Here is a 22,474-nt window from a genome sequence, read left to right as displayed (position 1 = left end):
ATTATTTATATTCTTATCCGTAATTTACCCTACATCAAAGCTTAAACCATCATAAGATAAAAACATAGATTCTGGCAATACTTTACTTACTTCTTCATGAAAACCTAATCTGTGACTTATATGCATAAAATAAGCCTTTTTAGGAGCTATAACTTTAACCATTTCTATAGCCTCCTCTAAATTTAAATGTGTTGGGTGTGGTTCTATTCTTAGTGCACTTATCACCAATACTTCTAAGCCTTGTAATTTTTTGTACTCAGACTCTGGAATTGTTTTTACATCTGTTAAATACGCAAAATCTCCTACCCTAAAACCTAAAATAGGCAAGCTTCCATGATTTACTTTTACAGGAATTATTTCTTTACCCCCTAACTCAAAAGGAGTATCATCTATAATAAAAGGATCTACTGCAGCCGCACCAGGATACCTATTTTCTGTTGCAAAAATATACCCATACCTTGTTGAAAGAACATCCATTACTCGTTTCATTCCATAAACGGGCATCGGTCCTATTTTATAACAAAAAGGTCTTATATCGTCTAATCCCGCAATGTGATCTGAGTGTTCGTGCGTAAAGAGAATGGCATCTATCTGTAGTATGTTGTTCTGAATTACTTGTGTTCTAAAATCTCCTCCACAATCTATTAAAAGAGAATACCCATCCCACTCCATAATAACAGAAGAACGCATTCTTTTATCTTTAGGATCCGAAGAAAAATTGATAGGTTCATCAGAAAGCATCATAGGAATCCCTTGAGATGCTCCCGTGCCCAAAAAAGTTACTTTCATAGTACAAATTCTTCCTCAAAAATACGAAAACGATGTAAGTAAAAAACCAAAAAATGGTATATTTGATTGCAAAAAGAAATCAACCAACATGGCAGTATCACACAAAGGAGACATTCAAGTAGAAAATATCCTAACCAGTAAAACCAAGGCACTCAAAATCAATCTTAACAAAAATATCTACGGAACTTTTTCGGAGATTGGTGCTGGTCAGGAAACCGTAAGACATTTTTTTAGAGCTGGAGGTTCTTCTGGAACCATAGCAAAAGCCATGAGTGCTTACGACAAAGATTTCTCCGATGCTATTTATGGAATTGAAGACGACAGACGTTACGTAACAGAAAGTCGTTTAAAAAAGATGTTAAACCATGAAATACAGCTAACCGAAAACAGATTAGACAGAGCTAAACATCCTGATAAAATGTATTTTAGTTATGCCAATACGGTTGCAACCATAGATTTTGCCAAACAGTTTAAAGGTCATGGATGGGTTGGAATACAATTTCAATTATCTCCTCACGAACCTTATAACGAAATTATTTTACACCTTCGTTTTAGACAAATGGATGCTACCTTACAACAAGAAACCCTAGGGAAATTAGGTGTAAATCTTGTTTATGGAGCCTTTTACTACAACGACAATCCTAAAGATTTAATTTGTTCTTTGTACGACAATATTGAAAAAGATGAGTTAGAAATTGATATGATTAACTTTTCTGGTCCTCGTTTTACCTATGTAGACAACCGTTTGATGAGTTTACAATTGGTTAAGAACGAAATGACCAATGCCGTAATGTTTAACGATAGTGGTAAAAACTTATTACCTGCTCAAGAATTGTACAAAAAGAACATTTTGGCCTTAAGAGGTAAATTTAGACCTGTTACCAAAATTAACATGGATGTTTACGAAGAGTCTCAAAAATTGTTCTTCGAAAACCCAAAAGTAGACCCAGAAAATACGAGAACCATATTCGAAATAACACTTTCTAACCTAAAAAACGAAGGAGAAATTAACGAACGTGATTTCTTAGACAGAGCAGATTTATTATGTTCTTTAGGACAAATGGTAATGATTACCAATTTCCAAGAATACTATAAGTTAGCTGATTTCTTTGGAGAATTCACCAACAAACAACTTGGTTTTGCAATGGGTGCTGATAGTATTATGAATATTTTTGATATTAAATATTACAACCATTTAAAAGGAAATATACTAGAAGGTGTTGGTAAATTATTTTCTAACAATTTGATTATATATCTTTACCCACTCCTTGACAGAGATGGTGAAACAATTGTAAACAGTGAAAACTTACGAGTTAACCACAGAGTTAAGGAACTGTATAAGTATTTTAAACAAACAGGAAGAATTATAGACATACCAAACTACAATGTAAATCATATGGACATAAAAGGGCCAGATGTATTTAAAAAGATTGGTAGAAACGAAGAAGGTTGGGAAGCAATGTTACCAGAAGGTATTGCGGAAACCATTAAGTTTAAAGGTTTGTTTGGATACAAGAAGAGAATGAACGCGTAGACTGATATACATTGACCGAAGAGCAACAACTTATTGTAAACCTAAAAGACCCTAAAAAACAATCCATCGCTTTTGATGAACTTGTTAGGGTATATAAAGAACGTTTGTATTGGCACATCCGTAAAATTGTGATCAATCACGATGATACGGATGATGTACTACAAAATACTTTTATTAAAGTATTTAAAAACATTAATGGTTTTAAAGAAGAAAGTAAGCTGTTCTCTTGGATGTATAGAATTGCCACCAATGAAGCAATTACGTTTTTAAATAAAAAAGCAAAGAAGTCTAACATCCCTATCGAAGAATATCAAAAAGAGCTAAGAACATCGGTTCAAAGTGATGAGCTTTTTGATGGAGACCAAATTCAAATCATTCTGCAAAAAGCAATTGCAGAACTACCTCATAAGCAACAATTAGTTTTTAACATGAAGTATTTTGATGATTTAAAGTACGAAGAAATGTCAGAAATTTTAGACACTTCTGTAGGAGCTTTAAAATCGTCCTATCATCATGCTGTAAAAAAAATAGAAGCATTCATAAAAAAATATTAAACCTTTTTTGCTAGAAAGTATCTAATAAACAAGATGGAAAAAGAGACTCAACATAGCGAAGATTTTTTAAAGGAGTTCACGCAAGGAAAGAACCCTTTTAAAACCCCTGATAATTATTTTAATAATCTATCAGAAAGGATTCATATTGCTTCTGTAGAACAAGAACTTCCTAAAGAAACAGGATTTAAAGTTCCAAACAATTATTTTGAAAACTTTACGGTAAAACGTTCTCGCTCTAAAATAATTAAACTGTTGCCTTATACAAGTGTTGCAGCAGCATTTATCTTTGGATTCTTCTTATTTAAACAAGGAACCAATACCGATATTCAATTACAAGATGACAACGTAATTAGTTACTTAACTTACGAAGAGAACATAGAATACGATGAAATCATCAGTAATTTAACAATTAACAACGAAGACTTATCTGAAATTAACTTAGATGGAGATTATGTAAATATTGAACAATTATCTCTGGAATTAAGTGAATATGATTTAGTTGAATTTTAATATGAAGAAATTTATTGTTTTAGGTTTACTATTATGCTTTGGGCTAACTTCTATGGCTCAACAAAAGAACAATCAAAAGGTTGATTACAAACAAATCAATGCTTTAAGAAGAAGCTATATTACAGAAAAGCTTTCTTTACAACCTGAACAATCTAAAAAATTCTGGCCTATCTATAACAAGTACAGAAAAGAAACTGCTGAGTTATATAAGTCTAAAAACACGCTTCAGAAAACAATTAAGTTTAAACAAATTTCGGAACAAGAAGCTAGTAATATTCTTACCACACTTTTTACAAAAGAAAAAGAAATTATAAATTTAAAAGTAGCTTTAAGTAAAGATTTAAGTACAATATTACGACCTAAACAAATTTTAAAATTAAAATTAACTGAAATAAATTTTAAGAAAAAACTTTTAGAACACATTAAGAAAAAAACGAAAAAGCAACAGAACTAAGCTTTTAAAATTTTCTTCATTACCTTACTTTTAGCCAAGGTTTCTTGCCATTCTTTTTCTGGAATACTATTTTCTGTAATACCACCACCAACATAGATATAAGCATTCTTATCTTCTAGAGTAAAACACCTTAAATTCACAAATAAAGACGTTTTCTGGTGTATATTAACAACTCCTAAATAGCCCGTATAAAAAGACCTATCGTAATTTTCTTTTGCTAAAATAAAATCCTTACTTTCTTCTTTTGGCAAACCACAAACTGCCGGTGTTGGGTGTAAAAGCTCTACTATTTTTTTTACATCTTTAACCGTTTTTAAACTACCCGTAACATTGGTTTTTAAATGCAATAAGTTACCTGCCTTTACGGTTTCAACTTTAGAAAGCTCTAAAACATCTACAGATGTATCTAAATTTACTTTTATATAATCAGAAACCATTCTTTGCTCCTCAATCTCCTTACTCCCCCACGCTACATTTAAAGTACCTTTGTATGGCATTGTACCAGCTAAAGCCATCGTTTTAAATTGTACACCATCTACTTTTAGTAAAGTCTCGGGAGTAGCCCCCATCCACAAACCAACTTTAGGATGAAACCATATATAGCCATATGCGTTTGGATATTGATAAAGCAACTTCTCAAATGTTTCCACCTCATCAAAATTGTCTAAAGTAACTTTCTCTTTTCTAGAAACAACTATCTTAGAAATAGCAGTGTTTTTTATAGTATTAATTGTATCCTCAACCAAACCAATATGTCTTTCCTTATCGTCTATAAAATCAGTCTTTACAACCAACTCCTCCTCTATAGCATAATCATCTTGCATAGCATCAGTAAAAACAAAATCTGCCTTTAGTAAATACGCTTTTTCCTTATCGTTAAAAGGAGCAAACACATACCCTTCTTGCGTAAAACTTTTAAACTCATGCAATTCATTCGTTGCTTGCACAAAAAGAGTTACTAAATTCTCGTTGGGATTTCTAAAAGCTACAAAAGGTCTGTTATCGGCTTTTGCTTTTCTTATTTCTGATAATATTTTCAAACTTCTACCTTCTAGTTTTTAGGTAATACAATATTGGTAATTTTACACAATGAAATTAAAACACCTTCTTCGTCTCTAACCTCTACCTGCCACAAATGCGTAGTTTTACCTTTATGAATATTAATTGCCTTTGCCGTTACCACTCCTTCTTTCTTACTTTTTAAATGATTTGCAGAAATCTCAATTCCTTTAACTGTAAATTTACTAGGATCCACAAACAAAAAAGAAGCCGCACTCCCAACACTTTCTGCTAAAGCTATGGTAGCACCACCATGCAACAAGCCCATAGGTTGATGAACTCTAGCATTAACAGGCATTGTAGCAACTAAAAAATCTGGGCCAATATCGGTATAGGTAATACCCAATGTCTCCATTAATGTATTTTTACTAAATGCATTTACCTGTTCTAACGCTTTTTTAAAATCCATGAGTTTGTAATTTTAATTCGAGCAAAATTAAGTATTTATTGAGTTTTATAACTATTTTTGCATCACAAAGTATTTATTTAGATGATATATAAAATAAGAGTCATATTAGACACAGAAGAAGATGTAATTAGAACTTTATTGGTAGATGCTAATAACACTTTGGAAGACTTTCATAAACTAATTGCAAAAGTATTTGGTTTTAACGGTCAAGAAATGGCCTCTTTTTATAGATCTGATGATGAATGGAATCAAGGTGAAGAAATCCCTTTGTTCTCTATGGACGATGGTCCTGATGCACTGTGCATGTCTAACACTACTTTACAACAAAACATAGAAGATCCCGAAGAAAAATTAATCTACGTATACGATTATTTAAACATGTGGACTTTCTATTGTGAGTTAATTGAAGTTACAGAAAAAACAGAAAGTGAACTTCCTAAATTGATTTTATCCGTAGGAGAAACTCCTGAAGAAGCTCCTGAAAAAGAATTCACATCGGACAAAGCTAGTAGCGGTGAATTTGATTTTGATGACGACGAATTTGACACCAGTTTTGATGAGTTTGAAAGTTTAGATGATATTGATTTAGATAAATACTAATTCAATATCATAGCTGCATAAGACAAGATGGTGTTATAGCCTTTGTCTGTAAAGTAACTCTTAACGTAAGACTCTGTTCCTGTAACCAAGATAAAGTCTCCACCCCAGGCACCTAAACTTTTTACGGCTCCTTTATAATCTGCAAACAGTTTTTGCTTAGCTGTTTCTATTTTTAACAAGTCAGATATTATATTTTCGTGTGTGTCTACCAATGCTTCAAACTCATCTAAGTTTGTAGCATTTATCATCTCTTGTGTAATCTTATTTGTACTTTCAAAAAGACCTGTTTTATCTATATCCAAAGAACGATACATCTTAATTCCTTCTTTGCTATCTTGTTTTTGGTTTAGATAAACGAAAAAAATATTCTCTTTAAAACTAGGCTTAAAATCTACTTTAGAAACCTTTGGATGCACTCCATTTCTCTTGTAAGTAATTGGAAAATTATTCTGGGCACAAGCAATGTCATAACCACTACCTCCAAACGATTTTTCTAACAATGCAAAAGCATTAATATTTGCCCATTGCGCAATATTGTTAATCAAGGTAGATGAAGTACCTAAGCCCCACTCGTTAGGAAAGGTTAAACTTGTCTTTATTTCTAAGCCCTTAACATCTAATAAAAATGTAGGATTTAAAGATTTAGCAGTGCTTAAAATCTTTTCTAAAGTAACTGCAACTTTTTGATTGTTCCAAGAAAGCACCTTAAGTGTTTCTAGATTCAATTTTGCCTCAAACCAAAGCTCATTCTGAACATTGTAACTTTTCCAATGCATCAATCCTGAATCGGTTTCCTCTACCTCCAAAGACTGTCCATATTTAGTTGGTAGAGCCAAAGAAACCGCTCCATCTAACACCAAATACTCCCCAGAAATTAATAGCTTTCCGTTACTGTAAAACTTCATTAGGCTCTAATTTTTTGTAAAACCTCAGCAACACCGCTGTAACTTACTGTCTGACCTTTTAATGCTTGTGTTACTTTCTCTTTCTCTTCAACACTTGCCTCTAATTGGTTTAAAATATTTACCAAGTGCATTTTCATATGCCCTTCTTGTATCCCTGTGGTTGTTAAAGCTCTTAAAGCAGCATAATTCTGTGCCAATCCGGCTACAGCAATAATTTGCATTAACTCTGGTGCCGATGGATTTCCTAACATTTCTAAAGACAGTTTAGACAAAGGATGCGTACTTGTTAATCCACCTACAGTACCCAATGCCAACGGAACTTCAATAGAAAACGTAAAAATTCCATCCTCTACTTTGCACGTAGTTAAACTTTTATAGGTTCCTGTTTTAGCAGCATAAGCATGTACTCCTGCTTCTATTGCTCTAAAGTCATTCCCTGTTGCTATCACAACGGCATCAATTCCGTTCATAACACCTTTGTTATGAGTAACTGCTCTATGCGGTTCTACATTGGCTATGGCAACAGCCTGTTCCATTTTTTTAGCAAACAAAGCACCATCTGTAGGGTGTAATTTTTCAACTTCACAACTTACAGTAGCTTTCACCAAACATTCTGGAACATAATTAGATAAAATACTCATCACTATCTCTATCCCCTCTTTCTTAAACTCTTTGGCCATTGCTTCCAAACAAGAGTTAATAAAGTTCGCTCCCATAGAATCTTTTGTCTCAAAAGTTACATGTAGCTGGTAATACCCTTCTAATTCTTCTGTTTTATCTCTTAATTCTATTTCTAAAATACCACCTCCACGCTTACGCATGTTTTTAGTAATATCGTCTGTAGCATTAATTAAATTTCCTTTTACCTTGTCAAAATAGTTAAACAATTCAGTCTTGTCACCATTATACATAAAATGAACTTGACCTACTTTAACAGTACTAAGTACAGTTGCTTTAAAACCTCCTTTATCCGACCAAAACTTAGCTACCAAAGATGCTGCTGCCACAACAGAACTTTCCTCAATCGCCATGGGAATTGTATAATTTCTCCCATTAATCACAAAATTAGGAGCCACACCAAATGGCATATAAAAATTAGAAACCGTATTTTCTATAAAGTCATCGTGTAGTTGTTGTAACTTTTCGTCAGAATTCCAATACAAACTAAGAATTTCTCTAGCGTTTACATTGTCCTTTAAATAGTTTACTGCTAACCAGTCTATTTTTTCTCTTTTACTAAGCTTTGAAAAACCCGATACTAATTGTGACATTTTGTATAAATCTTATTTCTAAGGCAAATATACACGCTAATGATATATAATAAAACGAATAACCACCCTTAAGCATTATTATATGTTAATAAATAAAAAAAGACTGTCTAAAGGCAGTCTTTTTTTATGTTTATATTGATAAATTTGAGAGTCTCAACCAAAGATTACCCTATGGATTATATATATGGAGGTTCTGAAACCAACCAAAAAACAATATTAGGACACCCTTCTGGGCTATTTGTTATCTTTTTTACTGAAATGTGGGAGCGTTTTTCCTTTTATGGAATGCGTGTTTTACTTGTTAACTTTTTAACAATGGCAATAACAGGTGTAGACAATCCTGGTTGGGGTTGGAGTTCTGAAAATGCGGGAGCATTATTTGGCACCTATGCGAGTTTACTCTACTTAACTCCTATTTTAGGAGGTATGATAGCTGATAAGGTTACAGGTTATAAATGGGCGGTTGTTATAGGTGCTGCAATTATGACTTTAGGACATGCTTCCATGGCCTTTGAAACAGAAACAGGGCTCTACATAGGTTTAACTCTGTTAGTACTAGGAACAGGTTTTTTTAAGCCCAATATGACTTCTATAATATCTGAAATGTATGAAAAAGTACCCGAAAAAAAAGACGGTGCTTACACCATTTATTACATGGGAGTTAACGCTGGAGCATTCTTTGGAATGATGCTATGTGGTTACTTGGCAGAAACCAAAGGATGGGCATATGGTTTTGGTTTGGCTGGAATTTTTATGCTGTTTGGTACTTTTCAATTTTGGCTGTCTTCTCCGCTATTTGGAGAAATTGGAGAAGCTCCCAAACAAGATAAGACTACTAAAGAAAAAAATAAAGCAACAGAAAAAAGCAACCCTTTTACATCTATAGATAAAATCTTAATAGCTATATGTTCTGTAGTTAGTTTAGTGTATTTATTAAATGATCCTATTTCTAAAATAGGAAACTTAAACTTATTGCCTCAAAAATTTATTGGAGCATCAAGCAGTATTGCTGGACCAACTCAAATAATGTTAATTACTCTTGGAATCTTCTTATTCTTAGTAATTTCTCGTATTATTCGTTATGAAAGAATTTTAAGAGACCGAATGGTATCCTTTGTAATTTTTGCCATGTTTACTGTTTTCTTTTGGATGGCTTTTGAACAAGGAGCTACCTCTTTGGTGATTTTTGCAAGAGATTACACACAACGAGAACTAGTAGGAAATCATGCTGTAATTTACAACATAATAAACACCTTACTTACAGTTACTCCTTTAATGATTATCTCGTGGGTTTTATTTTTGTTATACAAGAAAACGCACAAACTAATTAACATCTCTAACTGGCTATTAATCATTAGTTTTATAGGTATTTGGGGAATTGTTGGTGTTAAAATTTACGAACAATTTTCTGCCGATGTTGTTACGGTTACCGTATCATGGTTTAGCACCCTAAACTCCTTTTTTATTATTGCTTTTGCTTCATTATTCTCTAAATGGTGGGAAAGTAAATACAACCCTACTTCGGCTCAGAAATACGGTATTGGTTTGGTGTTATTAGGTATTGGTTTTGCCTTTTTAGCTTACGGAGCTAGAGTAGTTCCTTCTGGAGCTGCGGCTGGAGCAATAAGAGTTAGTATGATATGGCTTATATTAGCCTACCTATTCCATACCTTGGGAGAGTTATGTCTGTCTCCTGTTGGTTTGTCGCAAGTAAGTAAGTTAATCCCCGCTAGAATGATTGGTTTTATGTACGGTATGTGGTATTTAGCCATTGCAATAGGTAATAAATTAGCAGGATCACTTGGAGGACAAATTGAAAACATTACCAAAGAGTATGATTTAACAACTTTCTTTTTAATTTTTACGATTGTACCAATTGCATCTGGTATTCTTGTTACGCTACTAAACAAAACATTGATAAAAAAAATGCACGGTATTACGTAAATTTGTAAGACCTAATTTTAGTTAGCGACCAAAGAAGAAATCATTTTTATGAAAAATATAATAGTTACACTTTTCATCATTCCATTGTTAGCTTTCTCTAACAAACCAACAACTAAAAAAATAAACTGGATTAGTTTTGAAAAAGCTATTGAATTGAGCAAAAAGAATCCTAAACCTATTATCGTGGATATTTACACCAATTGGTGTGGATACTGTAAAAAAATGGATGCAGTTACCTACGAAAACACGACCATTGTTAACTACATTAACGAAAATTTTTATGCTGTAAAATTTAATGCGGAACAAAAAGAACCTGTAAAATACAAAGGAGAAACTTTTAATTATATAGAAAGTGGACGAAGAGGAGTTCATGAGCTTGCATATGTCTTACTAAGAGGAAAGTTAAGCTATCCTTCCACTGTTTTTTTAGATAAGAAAACAGATTATGTAGAGGCTGTTCCTGGTTTTTTACAACCTGATTTTATGGAAAAAGTAATTTCGTATATGGCTCAAGAAAAATATGTTAACCAAGATTTCCCTACATATGTAAAAGAGTTTAAAAGTCAACCTTAATAACATAAGCACCATTGGTACTTACATTATAAAAGGGCACTTGTAATTTTTTGCAAGTGCTTTTCCATTTTAAAACATTCGCTTTATAGTTCTTTGCTTCTACAATTATTTTTTGGGGCTTTAAATCTTTTACAAGCCGTTCTAGATTTATTCTTGGATTGTCCCTTAATATCAAAATTAAACCTTCTTTAGAAAGCATTTCGTATTGTAACTTTTTAGACACTATAACATAGTAATCTCCTCTAAACTGAAAAACATCATTGCTGTAATTCGTAACACTTGTAATATTATTGTCTGTACATATTGACTTTACTCCCAACAAATCATTGGTTGTTAAAGAATCCTTTGCCATTAAATGTAAGCTCATCCCATTAAGATAATTTACACAAGGTGTAAAGAAATCATTTTCTACTACCAATTCTTTATGATGGTTTAATCGATAGTTCTGAAACAATATTGACGATTGAAAAAACAAAACAGCCATTAGCAAATAGGCCAAATTTCTAAACTTAAAACCATCAAACAATTTCCACAAACAAAGAACAACCAAGTAATACCCCACTACATAGCTTTCATGAAAAAATACATCTCTTACAATAAACGCATCTAGCAAAGATATTTTCTGGATGATTTCTAAATAGAAAACAATCCCCTTATCAAACAACAGTTCTATAAAATGATAGGAGTTGATACAGAGGACTTTTAATAAGACAATCAGCCCGCCATAAAGAACAAAAGGCAATAGGGAGACTGCAAAAAAATTAGCGACTAAAAATTGAAATGGAAACTGATGAAAATAATACAAAGACAAAGGTAGCACCCCCAATTGCGCTATGATGGAAACTAATAAAACATCGAAAAAATATTGTCCTATTTTATTGCTGAACTTGTAATTTCTAGTAATTAATGGGTAAAACACCACAATACTAATTACTGCAGTATAACTCAACTGAAAACCTGCATCGTATAAGAAATTAGGTTTTATCCACAACAACAGTAAAGCCGAACTAATAATTGGTTCTAACAGCAAAGCCTTTCTTTGGATTAATTTAGAGAGTACAATAAAACTAAACATGGTTACACATCTAACTACAGAGCTAGATAAACCCGAGAAAACAGCAAAACCCCACAAACAAACTAAGATGCATACCACCTGAAAATACTTACCGTATTTAAACCTTTTTAAGAAGCCAAAAGTACAGAGTAATAAAAAATATAATACTCCAATATGCATTCCCGAAATTGCAATAAGATGTACAACACCTGCATCTACAAAAGCTTTTTGCGTATCCGCAGAAATACCATCTCTATCTCCCAAAAGCATTGCCATTAACAAGCCTTTGGTTTGTGTTGACAAAATAGTAGCATTCAACTTTGTTACTATTGAATTTCTTAAGCGTTGAATCCCTATAAACAAGTTTAGTTGTGCTCCTTTTTTAATATAGTGATGTACAGAAACCTTCCCGTAGATATTTCTTCTTTCCAAATAGGTTCTATAATCAAAATGGTAAGTAGACGGAGGTAAATCTACAGGTGTTATTTTATTTCTACAAAGCAACACCTCTCCTATTTCTATGTTATTGCCTGTTTTCTTTGCTACCTGAACCAAAACCTTACCACAGGTTTTTTGATGATCAACACTAATAACCTCCGCATAAAAACGCTGGTATTTTTGAGTTGTTTTTAGCTTTTCTAACAATAATAACTGAAGAACATGATTGTCTTTAACTCTAAATTGGTAGTGTTTTGAACAGTTTAACTGATTGTTTATATGTTGAGACAACCAACTAGACAATACTCCAAACAAAAGCAACAATACAAAAAAGAACTTTGTATTGAATGGATACTTTTTCTTTACATGTAGCAACATCAACACTAAAAAAAGCACCAATAAAAGACTTCCTAAAATAGAAAAATAGGATGTAGTTGTAGGAGGAAATAGTATCCCCAACAATACACCTATCAACACCTGAAAAGGTATATAAGTATAAATCACTCTCATAGCTACTTAAAGCTAAGAAAAAAAATTAAAGTCCTAAAATGCTATTTGCTAATTTATCAGAGGCTCCTTCTCCTCCTAGTTTTTTGTGTAATACCTCGTAATTAGATAGCATTTCTGCTCTTCCAGGCTCTGTTACTATTTTTTGCAATTCTTTTGTCAACGTTTCCGTATTACATTCATGCTGAATTAACTCACGAACCACCTCTTTGTCCATTACTAAATTCACCAATGAAATAAAATCTAACTTTACCAACCTTTTAGCTATAGCATAAGAAACACTATTCGCTATATAACAAACCACCTGAGGTACTTTAAACAAAGCAGTCTCCAACGTAGCTGTTCCAGAAGTAACCAAAGCAGCAGTAGCTATTGACAATAAATCGTATGTTTGATTATTTATAAACTTTACATCCGTCCCTTGGATAAACTGATCGTAGAAAGCCTTGTCTTTACTTGGTGCACCTGCTACTACGAATTGATAATCTGGAAAACGATCAATCACCGTAAGCATTTCGCTTAAAATCTTAATGATTTCTTGGGTTCTACTTCCTGGTAACAAAGCTATAACTGGTTTTTCTCCCAAACCGTGCTCTTTTCTAAATGCAAGCTCATCTACCTTTTCTCTTTCATTAATAGCATCTAACAAAGGATTACCCACGTAGTTTACAGGAAAATTATGCTTGCCCTCGTAAAAATCAATTTCAAAAGGGAATATCACATGCATAAAATCTACGTCTCGCTTAATCTTATGAATTCTACTCTCTTTCCAAGCCCAAATTTTTGGAGAAATATAATAGTGAACTGGAATTCCGTTTTGCTTGGCAAATTCAGCAATACGTAAATTAAACCCAGGATAATCAATTAAAATTAGAACATCTGGCTGATATGTAATTAAGTCTTCTTTACAAAAATCTATGTTCTTAAAAATAGTTCTAATATTTAGTAGCACCTCTAAAAAACCCATAAAAGCCAAGTCTCTGTAATGCTTTACCAAAGTTCCTCCTACTTGCTCCATTAAATCTCCTCCAAAAAATCGGAAATCTGCACTTGCATCCTTCTCTGCTAAAGATTTCATTAGATTAGAAGCATGTAAATCTCCCGAAGCCTCTCCTGCTATCAAATAATATTTCATCAGTTCTTAATTTCTTTTACAATATCACACACTTATCTATTCTTACAGCAAAAAACGCTCACAACTACGTAAGTTTTACATAGGCAAAAGCCAAAGCTACTAACAGCACCGCTAATAATATACCTCTTGCTTTGTATATCTGATTTCTTTTAATCAAAAATTGAAAAACAAAAACATTAGGAATGGTTCCTAAAGCTATAACTTTAGTTACTAGACCTCCTTGGTATAGTTTGGCAATTGTTTCTTGTAGCTCATTGGCTGGCAATACCGCCTTAATATACAAGATAGAACCTACCATACTTATTAGCACTGCTAACGCAAAACCAATCAATATATCTTTGTACATTTTATGCATTTAACTTCCAGGTATTTAGTTTCTGAATCATATGGTGTGCCGTTAAATCGAACTGAATTGGCACCAACGAAATATAATGCTGTGCCAACCAATATTCATCTGTATCTTCCCCAGTATCTAAGTTCTCAAACTCACCTGTTAACCAAAAATATTCTTTTCCAATAGGGTTGGTTCTCTTATCAAATTTCTCTCTCCAATTGGCTCTTGCTTGACGACAAATTTTAACACCTTTGTATGGCTCATCAGACATTTTAGGAAAATTCACGTTCAACACTATTCCATCTGGCAGACCATTTTCTAATACTTCCTGTGCTATTTTACGAACATAAGGTTTAGCTTCTGTAAAATCAGCCTCTTTAGAAAAATCGCACAAAGAAAAACCAATTGCAGGAATCCCCTCTATACCAGCTTCTATTGCAGCACTCATCGTTCCCGAATAGATGACACTAATAGATGAATTACTTCCATGATTAATTCCAGAAACACATAAATCTGGTTTAGTATCTAGCACCTCATTAATAGCTAACTTAACACAATCGGCCGGTGTACCAGTACAGGCAACCTCTACCAAAGCATCTCCATCTACCTTTTGAGGCTTTAATTCTAAAATTGCATCAATGGTAATTGCGTGTCCTTTTCCACTTTGCGGCTTGTCTGGGGCAACTACATATACATCTCCTAACTGACACATTTCTGCAATTAAAGTTCTGATTCCGACGGCAGTAATACCATCGTCGTTTGTAACTAATATTTTTGGCCTATTATTTGACATAGTTTGTGTATTGAAGTGCAAATTTATTAGTTTAAAAGTAGAAAATAACAATTAGAATTCCTTAGTTTAGGGTTTCAATTAAAAGTTAGATTTCAAATTTTTAATTTGCCCTCGAATAAATTATTTTAGTAGCTACTATTTATGATGAATGTTGACATGAGAAAATACGCAAAACACCTTTATTTACCTGTTATAATTGTTGCAATTACTGCTTTTTTTAGTTTCCAAAGCAACCAATCTAATAACGATCCGGAAAGAGATAAAATACTAATAGAAACACTAAGAGTTATTTTAGAAAGAGGTCATTACGAGCCTAAACAAATTAATGATGATTTTTCTGAAGCTGTTTTTGATAAGTTTATAGAAAACCTAGACCCTTATAAAAGATACTTTTTAGCTTCTGACGTTGCTGGTTTTAAAAAATATTACCACGATATAGACAATCAAATTATTAGAAGAAAGTTCGACTTTTACAAAGATGTAACAGACACTTATTTAGCTCGTTTGGCCGAAACAGAAGGTTTTTATGAAGACATTTTAAGTAAAAAGTTCAACTACTCTCAAAAAGAATCAATCTCTTTAGATGAGAAAACTGCTGAGTTTCCAATCAACAAAAAAACACAAAAAGATGTTTGGAGAAAGCATTTAAAGTTTTCTACACTTAGTAAGTTAAACGACTACTTAAAAGAAGAAGAAGACAAAGCTAAAGAAGACAAAGCTTATCAAAAGAAAGGGTTTGATGAATTAGAGAAAAAGGCAAGAGAGAAAACCTTAGAAAGTATTAAAGACTTATTCTACTTTGAGAAAAAAGTTACTGACTTAGAGCGTTTTTCTACTTTCTTAAACTGTATTACTGCTGAATTTGACCCTCATACCAACTACTTTGCACCGCAAATGAAAAAGAGATTTGACTCTAGTATGTCTGGATCTATTGAAGGAATTGGAGCTCGTTTATCTGACGAAAGAGGTTATACCAAAATTGTAGAGCTAATTGCTGGAGGGCCTGCATACAAACAGGGAGACTTAGAAGTAGGAGACTTTATTGTTAAAGTAGCACAAGGTGATGGAGAACCTACAGATATTGTTGGAATGCGTTTGTCCGATGCTATTGAACTCATCAAAGGAAAAAAAGGAACTACCGTTACTCTTACCGTAAAAAAGGTAGACAACACGTATAAGAAAATAGCCATAGTTAGAGATATTGTAAAGTTTGAAGAGACTTTTGTTAAATCATCTATTACAGTTAAAGATGGTAAAAAGTTTGGTATTATTCACTTACCAAAGTTTTACATAGATTTTAGAAATCCAAATGTAAACTGTGGAAAAGATATGCGTAGAGAGGTAGAAGCTCTTAAAAAAGAAGGGGTTGAAGGTTTAGCCATTGACTTAAGAAATAACGGTGGTGGTTCTTTAAGTACTGCTATAGAAATTGCAGGATTGTTTATTAACAAAGGACCTGTTGTACAGGTTAGATACAAAGAAACAAAACCAAACATTAGAAAAGACACAGATGGTAAAATAGTATGGGACGGTCCATTGGTTATTATGGTAAATGAGTTATCGGCATCGGCATCGGAAATTTTAGCAGCTGCCATGCAAGACTACAATAGAGCTATTATTATAGGTAGTAAAAAGACCTATGGTAAAGGAACAGTGCAAAACATTATACCAATCAATCAATACATAAACTACCAAAGTGATTTAGGAGCTTTAAAATTAACCATTCAAAAGTTTTATAGAATTAACGGTGGTTCTACACAATTAAAAGGTGTTAGTTCTGATATTGTGATGCCAGACAGGTATAGCTACTTAAATATTTCTGAAGGAGAGTACGATACTTCATTACAATGGGATCAGATAGCAAAAGCGGAGTACGAAAACAATAATTACTACTCTAACTTTGCGCAGGTTGTTAAAGAAATGCAACAAGAAATCAACCAAAACAAACAGTTTAATCAAATTGATTCTTACGCAAAATGGTTAAAAAGCAACCAAGACAACGTTACTTATTCTTTAAACTTAAAGACATATCAAGAAGATCAGGAAGCTTTAAATGTAGAGGCTAAACAGTACAAAGATATATTAAAGTACAAGGGAAATAATAAGTTTTCGTTTCCTGCATATGAGGCAGAATTAATTAAAACGGATACTATATTAAAAGACAAACGTAACGCTTGGCATAAAAAATTAAACGAAGACATTTATGTTCACACAGCTCTTAAAACCTTAAGTAAATTAAAAACAGTGAATTAACACATGAGGTTATTCCAAAATCTCTTTATAAAAAATGGACTAGCCAACCTTTGTGTTGGCTTTATTTGTTTAGGTAGCTTAGTAGCCTTGTTTGCCTATTTTATTGCTCCAGATACTACTGCAAATGCAAATACCATGCATGTTACTTTACAAGCCAAACCTCCTGGTTTTTCAACTTATGTAGTACAGGAAATTCAAGAAGGTAAAAAGCAAAGCCTATGGGATCAATTTATAAATGGAAAAAACACCTTTGTAAAAGAAACTCCCATTGCCCCTGATTTTACAATAACAGATACTCAGCTAAAATTTAAACCAGAATTACAAGAAGAGTTTACAACTATAGCAAAGAAAGAGAACATTGATATTGTAAAAAAAACATTCTGGTTGGGTACAGATAAATACGGTAGAGATTTATTAAGTAGGTTAATTGTAGGGGCTCGTATTTCTTTTTCCATTGGTGTAGTTGCTGTAACTATTTCTTTATTGATAGGACTACTCTTAGGAGCCATTGCAGGTTACTACGGAGGGTTTATAGACAGTATTATTATGTGGTTTATAAACGTAACATGGTCTATACCAACCATATTACTCGTTATAGCCATTACTGTAAGTTTAGGCAAAGGGCTTTGGCAAATTTATGTTGCCGTAGGGTTAACCATGTGGGTAGAGGTTGCAAGAGTAGTTAGAGGACAAACTATAAGTGTTAAAAACAGACAATACATAGAAGCCGCTAAAGTACTAGGGCTTTCAGATTTACACATTATTATTAAACACATTCTACCTAATATAATAGGTCCGGTTATTGTAATTTCTGCATCTAATTTTGCGGCTTCAATTTTAGTAGAAAGTGGATTAAGCTTTTTAGGATTAGGAGCACAACCCCCTACTCCTTCTTGGGGAATTATCATTAAAAACCACTACAACTACATTGTAACAGGTAAAGCTTTTTTAGCAGTTATACCCGGAACTTTAATTGTTATGCTGGTTCTATCTTTTATGATTATTGGTAACACACTTAGAGATAAGTGGGATGTAAAAAACTAAGGTAGCCTTTTTAAAATCATATGTTCTACTCTACAGTTTGATGTTATTGTAGCTTCGCTTAAAATATTTTAAGCACCCTATGAGAACTCTGTCCTTTTTATTCCTTTTTTGTTTGTTTAGCTTTACTTTTAAAGCACAAAACTTACCCAACGGTTTTCCTAAAACAGACCGTACTAAACTTAATTTAAAAAACAACTGGAAGTTTCAGTTAGGAAATCCAGAAGCTAAAAATTACCTAAAAGACCTTGATGATGCCAAATGGGAAAAAGTTAGTATTCCCCACACCTTAAAACTTACCTCGCTTACGTTAGATGGCCTACAAGATGAAAAAACACAGTTGGTATTTCATAGGACTGTAGGATGGTACCGAAAAAACATTCAAATCTCACATTCACAAAAAAAGGTGTTTTTAGAATTCGAAGGTGCGCATCAAGTAACAGATCTGTGGGTTAACGGTACACACGTAGGCAAATATGCTGTTGGAGGATATACTCCTTTCCATTTTGATATTACGGACTTCGTAAAAAAAGGAGCTACCAACCAAATTACCTTATTGGTAGACAATAGAAGAAACGAAATTATTCCTCCAGATCCAGGGCCATTTGACTATGTAAAATTCAGTGGACTTTATAGAGATGTGTATTTGGTAGAAACCAATCCTTTACACGTAACATTTAACTGGGAAAGCTTAAACTCCGGTGTACATATTACCACACCTACCATAGATGTAGTAAATAAAAACGCAACCATTAACATTAAAACTGGTGTAAAAAACGAGCACCATAAAACAGTCCTATGTAATATTAATACTCGCATTATAAACAAACAAGGCTTAGTGGTCTTAAGCTTAAAAAACACTTCTAAGATTTTACCAAACCAAGAATTTCAATTCAACCAAATAGGAAGCTTAGAAGACGATGTTCATTTTTGGAATACCGAAAACCCATACCTGTACAGAGTAAACAGTGTAATTTCTGTAGATGGTAAAAAAGTAGATTTTACAGAGCAAAGAATTGGATTGCGAAAATTTGAATTAGACCCAGAAAAAGGTTTTATGTTAAATAATAAACCTATCAAATTATTAGGAGCAAATAGACATCAACAATTTCCATATATTGGAGATGCAGTACCTAATTCTTTACATTATAAAGATGTTTTACAGTTTAAAGAATACGGTTTTAACATCTTAAGAACAGCTCACTATCCTCACGACAACGCATTGCTTGATGCTTGTGACGAATTAGGAATTTTAGTCTACGAAGAAGCTCCTACATGGATCTCTATCTCTCAAAAAGAAGCCTGGTGGAACAATCTAGAAAAAGCCGCTAGAACTTTGGTAAGAAACCACAGAAATCACCCCTCTGTAGTAATGTGGGGAGCTGGTGTAAACCACAGAGGTTATGTTCCCAGAATTCATAACACTATTAAACAAGAAGACCCTACAAGGCTAACTGCTTCTCAGGGGGCACGTTGGACAGGTTGGCAAGCTTCTGGTTTAACAGATATCAATGCAAATATGTTGTATGGTCCTTTTATCTGGAATAGAACGGAACCAATGTTTGCCATGGAAGGAAGACATGGTGCTACTGCAGTTGCTCCTTACAAAAGAGATCCTTTAATGACTGGATTAATCTCTTGGACTGCTCATGCTTACTACACTTTTCATCCTACGCACGCTAAAGCCAACCACCCTACAGACAGAACACGTAGCGGAATGATGACTATTTTTAGAGCTCCTCGTCCAGAGTTGGATTGGTATAAAACTGAATTAAAAAAGGAACCTTTTGTAAAGATTTTACAAGAATGGAAAAAGAATACAAAAGAACTTACTGTTTACAGTAATGCTAAGGAAGTGGAGTTGTTTATAAACGGACAAAGCATTGCTAAAAACAAACCAAGTAAAGACACCAGTTATGTTGGTTTAGCGCATGCTCCATTTCATTTTAGAAATTTAAATTACCAAAAAGGGAAAATTACAGCCAAAGCATATTTTAATAATGGAAAAACTTTAGTAGCCAAAAAGCAAACTCCTTTAAAACCATACGCTATTCAGCTTAAGATAGACGATAAAGGAAGAACCTTTACTGCCGATGAAAATGATATTATAATGGCTTATGCTACTGTAGTAGATAAAAATGGAACTACAATTAACGATTTCAATAAAAAAATTAAATTCTCTGTTACAAATGGTTGCCATATTATTGGAGACAAAGCTAACATAAATGCCAACCCCATGTTTACAGAATATGGAGTAGCACCTGTATTGATTAAAGCAGGAAAAAACACAGGAACAACAACAATTACTGCTACCTGTAAAGGATTAAAAAAGGCAAAAGCAAGCACTACATTAATCGCAAAAGAAGACAACGAAATTATTAAAAATGCCTTAGCTATTTACGACTTTAAAAAAGAAAAAATAGACTTAGGAGCCTCAGACCAATTAACACAATTTGGTTGGAATTATTGGAATGGTAACGACTCTATTACAACAAACACCTATCGTCTAAAAGCTTTCGATAATAGTTCAATTTTAATTAGAACCGCTTCTAAAAACGGAATTCTTAGATGGTTAGGGGAAATGAATATTGTAGGAAAATATGGATTTGCATATGCAGATGGTGTTATAGGTATAGACAACAAGGGAATTAATTTAACATTCAAAAATCTTCCCAAAGGAACTTACAAACTAAAAACATGGCATCATGCACCCAGAACCAATTCTGACTTAATGGATCCGAACACCAATAAATTAAAATCTCAAAAAATCTACAAACTACCTTATGAAAAAGAAATTTTAATCTCCTCTGCAAATAGCATGGATGGTAAAAAAATAGCATCTAAGGTATCCGAAGGAAAAAATATGCAATACCAAGCACCCGCAACTTCAGAAATCATATTTACTTCGGATGGAAAAAACCCGACCGTTATTAACTATACAAGCCTAGGAAATAAAGGTATTTGGATAAATGCCATAGAAATAACGGAATGGAATACTATCCTGTCTAAATAAAACTAATCCCACATATAAACATTGGTTAATAAATCTGTTCAGAAAAAATTGAACAGATTTATTAATTGATCATATCACAAGGTCTAAAACCTAGTATTTAAAAAGCTTTACAGTACATTACAGAACAATACACACAACCTTATGATTTAGAGTTATTTGCAAAATAGACACTCTTTAATTGATTCTTTTTTACTTAAAACAAAAACAACCAGTACTGAGCAGCACAGCTAATACAGTAATATCAAAGAAATTTGAATTTAACTAAAAAATTAACTTTTAAACAATGAATAAATTGCGAATTACACAATTAAAGACATGCTTAATTGCAGCAATCACAACACTAATTTTCTCATGTTCTACAGAAGAAAACATTGTCTCATCCGAAGAAACAATCAGTGAATTAGAAACTGAAAGTAGAATCAGTCAAACCTCTTCTTCATGTGGACCAAATACTCACGGAAGATTGTACAGATTTACAGATCTAGTACCAGGAGGAACTGATGTGAATAAAACTCAAGTTTTTAAAACAGCTGAAATTGATGATAGAACTTGTCATGCCGACTATTACCAAAAAAGTTACAATGGTAGAGTAGTTGGTGTATATGAAATTGCTGCAGGAACACAAAACAACCCTGGAGACAGTACACAACCTAGAATAGAACGTGCTTCTAAAACAGTTAACTCGTTAAAAAAAGGAAGTTTTGTAGAAATTTCAGGTTATGTAACCATCCAAAAAGTAGGATATGTAAACGATAGTTACGATCGTAGTGATATGAGAGATGGTACTGGTACGTATATAATTCAAGCCAAAGGAAAACATTACAACGCTACCATAGGATCTGCAGATCCTGCAATACTTTTACTTGTAGCAAAACCTAAATTTAAATCTGGTGGTGGTATCGATTATTTTGAAGTATACAGAGAACAAATTACAAAACGAGGTGGATCTGGTACTACTGGTAGAGTACTAGACTTTGTAGCAAATATTGCTCCTGACACAAGAACCAAGATAGTAATGAAAAACTACTTTAAAGAAGACAATCAACAATGGGTAGATGTTACTGTTGGATCTGTTAGCGAAAGCTTTAGAGTACCAAATACACAAGTAGTTATTAACGGTCAAACAAAATATCAAACAGGATATCAAGCTAAAATTAGATTTGGTGCATATCGCTGTAAAGGTGGTTCTGCAGAAATTTACTGGGATACTGTAAGACAAACTTATCTAGAAAATTAATTCTTACACACTTATTATAATTTTAAAAAAGCATTGGCTAAATAGCCAATGCTTTTTTAGTTATTCA

At 33.1% G+C, this 22,474-nt stretch carries 20 protein-coding genes; 11 read left to right on the top strand and 9 right to left on the bottom strand.

Translation table 11 applies throughout. The features are described from left to right. Nucleotides 1-24: 24 nt before the first annotated feature. Nucleotides 25-789, bottom strand: coding sequence for an MBL fold metallo-hydrolase (locus ACXHHC_RS00355; protein WP_458227661.1), 765 nt, complete (start codon nt 787-789; stop codon nt 25-27). Nucleotides 790-877: 88 nt separating this feature from the next. Here ACXHHC_RS00355 and ACXHHC_RS00350 point away from each other — a divergent pair, with 88 nt between their 5' ends. The 4 genes from ACXHHC_RS00350 to ACXHHC_RS00335 are packed head-to-tail and all read left to right on the top strand — an operon-like array spanning nt 878 to nt 3,841. Then, nucleotides 878-2,323 carry a TonB-dependent receptor gene (locus ACXHHC_RS00350; RefSeq protein ID WP_458227660.1) on the top strand — a complete coding sequence of 482 codons (1,446 nt, stop codon included), beginning with the start codon at nt 878-880 and terminating at the stop codon, nt 2,321-2,323. An 11-nt stretch (nt 2,324-2,334) separates the two neighbouring features. After that, on the top strand, nt 2,335-2,877 hold the full coding sequence (locus tag ACXHHC_RS00345) for an RNA polymerase sigma factor (protein WP_458227659.1): 543 nt from the start codon (nt 2,335-2,337) through the stop codon (nt 2,875-2,877). Nucleotides 2,878-2,910: 33 nt separating this feature from the next. Further along, on the top strand, nt 2,911-3,387 hold the full coding sequence (locus ACXHHC_RS00340; protein WP_458227658.1) for a hypothetical protein: 477 nt from the start codon (nt 2,911-2,913) through the stop codon (nt 3,385-3,387). A 1-nt stretch (nt 3,388) separates the two neighbouring features. Next, entirely contained in the window at nt 3,389-3,841 is a 453-nt protein-coding gene (locus ACXHHC_RS00335) for a hypothetical protein (protein WP_458227657.1), read from the top strand. Here ACXHHC_RS00335 and ACXHHC_RS00330 read toward each other — a convergent pair. After that, on the bottom strand, nt 3,838-4,881 hold the full coding sequence (locus ACXHHC_RS00330; protein WP_458227656.1) for a chorismate-binding protein: 1,044 nt from the start codon (nt 4,879-4,881) through the stop codon (nt 3,838-3,840). The genes ACXHHC_RS00335 and ACXHHC_RS00330 overlap by 4 nt on opposite strands. A gap of 11 nt (nt 4,882-4,892) precedes the next feature. Beyond that, entirely contained in the window at nt 4,893-5,309 is a 417-nt protein-coding gene (locus ACXHHC_RS00325; protein ID WP_458227655.1) for a PaaI family thioesterase, read from the bottom strand. Between the two features lie 81 nt (nt 5,310-5,390). Here ACXHHC_RS00325 and ACXHHC_RS00320 point away from each other — a divergent pair, with 81 nt between their 5' ends. After that, nucleotides 5,391-5,909, top strand: coding sequence for an IS1096 element passenger TnpR family protein (locus tag ACXHHC_RS00320; protein ID WP_458227654.1), 519 nt, complete (start codon nt 5,391-5,393; stop codon nt 5,907-5,909). Here the strand turns inward: ACXHHC_RS00320 and ACXHHC_RS00315 are convergent. Together ACXHHC_RS00315 and ACXHHC_RS00310 are read right to left on the bottom strand one after the other, a co-directional pair. Then, complete coding sequence (locus ACXHHC_RS00315) at nt 5,906-6,814, bottom strand: GYDIA family GHMP kinase (RefSeq protein WP_458227653.1); 909 nt, start codon at nt 6,812-6,814, stop codon at nt 5,906-5,908. The genes ACXHHC_RS00320 and ACXHHC_RS00315 overlap by 4 nt on opposite strands. Next, nucleotides 6,814-8,085, bottom strand: a complete 1,272-nt coding sequence (locus ACXHHC_RS00310) for a hydroxymethylglutaryl-CoA reductase, degradative (protein ID WP_458227652.1) — start codon at nt 8,083-8,085, stop codon at nt 6,814-6,816. The genes ACXHHC_RS00315 and ACXHHC_RS00310 overlap by 1 nt, the downstream gene beginning before the upstream one ends. 171 nt (nt 8,086-8,256) lie before the next feature. Here ACXHHC_RS00310 and ACXHHC_RS00305 point away from each other — a divergent pair, with 171 nt between their 5' ends. Together ACXHHC_RS00305 and ACXHHC_RS00300 are read left to right on the top strand one after the other, a co-directional pair. Continuing rightward, nucleotides 8,257-10,029, top strand: a complete 1,773-nt coding sequence (locus ACXHHC_RS00305) for a peptide MFS transporter (RefSeq protein WP_458227651.1) — start codon at nt 8,257-8,259, stop codon at nt 10,027-10,029. A gap of 48 nt (nt 10,030-10,077) precedes the next feature. Further along, nucleotides 10,078-10,602 carry a thioredoxin family protein gene (locus ACXHHC_RS00300; protein WP_458227650.1) on the top strand — a complete coding sequence of 175 codons (525 nt, stop codon included), beginning with the start codon at nt 10,078-10,080 and terminating at the stop codon, nt 10,600-10,602. On the opposite strand, the gene ACXHHC_RS00295 is transcribed toward ACXHHC_RS00300, so the two are convergent. The 4 genes from ACXHHC_RS00295 to surE form a co-directional block, all read right to left on the bottom strand. Beyond that, nucleotides 10,586-12,604 (bottom strand): ComEC/Rec2 family competence protein, encoded by a 2,019-nt coding sequence (locus ACXHHC_RS00295; RefSeq protein WP_458227649.1) that lies wholly within the window; start codon nt 12,602-12,604, stop codon nt 10,586-10,588. The genes ACXHHC_RS00300 and ACXHHC_RS00295 overlap by 17 nt on opposite strands. Nucleotides 12,605-12,629: 25 nt before the next feature. Continuing rightward, on the bottom strand, nt 12,630-13,736 hold the full coding sequence (gene lpxB / locus ACXHHC_RS00290) for a lipid-A-disaccharide synthase (protein ID WP_458227648.1): 1,107 nt from the start codon (nt 13,734-13,736) through the stop codon (nt 12,630-12,632). Between the two features lie 64 nt (nt 13,737-13,800). Continuing rightward, nucleotides 13,801-14,082 (bottom strand): hypothetical protein, encoded by a 282-nt coding sequence (locus ACXHHC_RS00285; protein WP_458227647.1) that lies wholly within the window; start codon nt 14,080-14,082, stop codon nt 13,801-13,803. Between the two features lies 1 nt (nt 14,083). Next, a complete protein-coding gene (gene surE / locus ACXHHC_RS00280) occupies nt 14,084-14,863 on the bottom strand; it encodes a 5'/3'-nucleotidase SurE (protein ID WP_458227646.1) in 780 nt (259 codons plus the stop codon). A 141-nt stretch (nt 14,864-15,004) separates the two neighbouring features. On the opposite strand from surE, the gene ACXHHC_RS00275 reads away from it, so the two are divergent. The 4 genes from ACXHHC_RS00275 (at nt 15,005) to ACXHHC_RS00260 (ending at nt 22,407) form a co-directional block, all read left to right on the top strand. Then, nucleotides 15,005-17,116, top strand: a complete 2,112-nt coding sequence (locus ACXHHC_RS00275) for a carboxy terminal-processing peptidase (RefSeq protein WP_458227645.1) — start codon at nt 15,005-15,007, stop codon at nt 17,114-17,116. 3 nt (nt 17,117-17,119) lie between these two features. Continuing rightward, nucleotides 17,120-18,160: an ABC transporter permease gene (locus ACXHHC_RS00270; protein ID WP_458227644.1), complete on the top strand. Its 1,041-nt coding sequence runs from the start codon at nt 17,120-17,122 to the stop codon at nt 18,158-18,160. A 79-nt stretch (nt 18,161-18,239) separates the two neighbouring features. Beyond that, entirely contained in the window at nt 18,240-21,170 is a 2,931-nt protein-coding gene (locus ACXHHC_RS00265; protein WP_458227643.1) for a glycoside hydrolase family 2 TIM barrel-domain containing protein, read from the top strand. Between the two features lie 283 nt (nt 21,171-21,453). Further along, a complete protein-coding gene (locus tag ACXHHC_RS00260; protein ID WP_458227642.1) occupies nt 21,454-22,407 on the top strand; it encodes a hypothetical protein in 954 nt (317 codons plus the stop codon). Nucleotides 22,408-22,474: the final 67 nt, after the last annotated feature.

The organism is Wenyingzhuangia sp. IMCC45574 (assembly GCF_054182685.1).
Note: the sequence above shows the minus strand (reverse complement) of the source record. Positions and strands in the feature narration are given on the sequence as shown.

Bases quoted from the DNA above. Each gene is read 5' to 3' on its own strand.
- ACXHHC_RS00355 (WP_458227661.1), bottom strand. From the start codon at position 789: ATGAAAGTAACTTTTTTGGGCACGGGAGCATCTCAAGGGATTCCTATG.
- ACXHHC_RS00350 (WP_458227660.1), top strand. From the start codon at position 878: ATGGCAGTATCACACAAAGGAGACATTCAAGTAGAAAATATCCTAACC.
- ACXHHC_RS00340 (WP_458227658.1), top strand. From the start codon at position 2,911: ATGGAAAAAGAGACTCAACATAGCGAAGATTTTTTAAAGGAGTTCACG.
- ACXHHC_RS00335 (WP_458227657.1), top strand. From the start codon at position 3,389: ATGAAGAAATTTATTGTTTTAGGTTTACTATTATGCTTTGGGCTAACT.
- ACXHHC_RS00325 (WP_458227655.1), bottom strand. From the start codon at position 5,309: ATGGATTTTAAAAAAGCGTTAGAACAGGTAAATGCATTTAGTAAAAAT.
- ACXHHC_RS00320 (WP_458227654.1), top strand. From the start codon at position 5,391: ATGATATATAAAATAAGAGTCATATTAGACACAGAAGAAGATGTAATT.
- ACXHHC_RS00315 (WP_458227653.1), bottom strand. From the start codon at position 6,814: ATGAAGTTTTACAGTAACGGAAAGCTATTAATTTCTGGGGAGTATTTG.
- ACXHHC_RS00310 (WP_458227652.1), bottom strand. From the start codon at position 8,085: ATGTCACAATTAGTATCGGGTTTTTCAAAGCTTAGTAAAAGAGAAAAA.
- ACXHHC_RS00305 (WP_458227651.1), top strand. From the start codon at position 8,257: ATGGATTATATATATGGAGGTTCTGAAACCAACCAAAAAACAATATTA.
- ACXHHC_RS00300 (WP_458227650.1), top strand. From the start codon at position 10,078: ATGAAAAATATAATAGTTACACTTTTCATCATTCCATTGTTAGCTTTC.
- ACXHHC_RS00295 (WP_458227649.1), bottom strand. From the start codon at position 12,604: ATGAGAGTGATTTATACTTATATACCTTTTCAGGTGTTGATAGGTGTA.
- lpxB (WP_458227648.1), bottom strand. From the start codon at position 13,736: ATGAAATATTATTTGATAGCAGGAGAGGCTTCGGGAGATTTACATGCT.
- ACXHHC_RS00285 (WP_458227647.1), bottom strand. From the start codon at position 14,082: ATGTACAAAGATATATTGATTGGTTTTGCGTTAGCAGTGCTAATAAGT.
- surE (WP_458227646.1), bottom strand. From the start codon at position 14,863: ATGTCAAATAATAGGCCAAAAATATTAGTTACAAACGACGATGGTATT.
- ACXHHC_RS00275 (WP_458227645.1), top strand. From the start codon at position 15,005: ATGATGAATGTTGACATGAGAAAATACGCAAAACACCTTTATTTACCT.
- ACXHHC_RS00270 (WP_458227644.1), top strand. From the start codon at position 17,120: ATGAGGTTATTCCAAAATCTCTTTATAAAAAATGGACTAGCCAACCTT.
- ACXHHC_RS00265 (WP_458227643.1), top strand. From the start codon at position 18,240: ATGAGAACTCTGTCCTTTTTATTCCTTTTTTGTTTGTTTAGCTTTACT.
- ACXHHC_RS00260 (WP_458227642.1), top strand. From the start codon at position 21,454: ATGAATAAATTGCGAATTACACAATTAAAGACATGCTTAATTGCAGCA.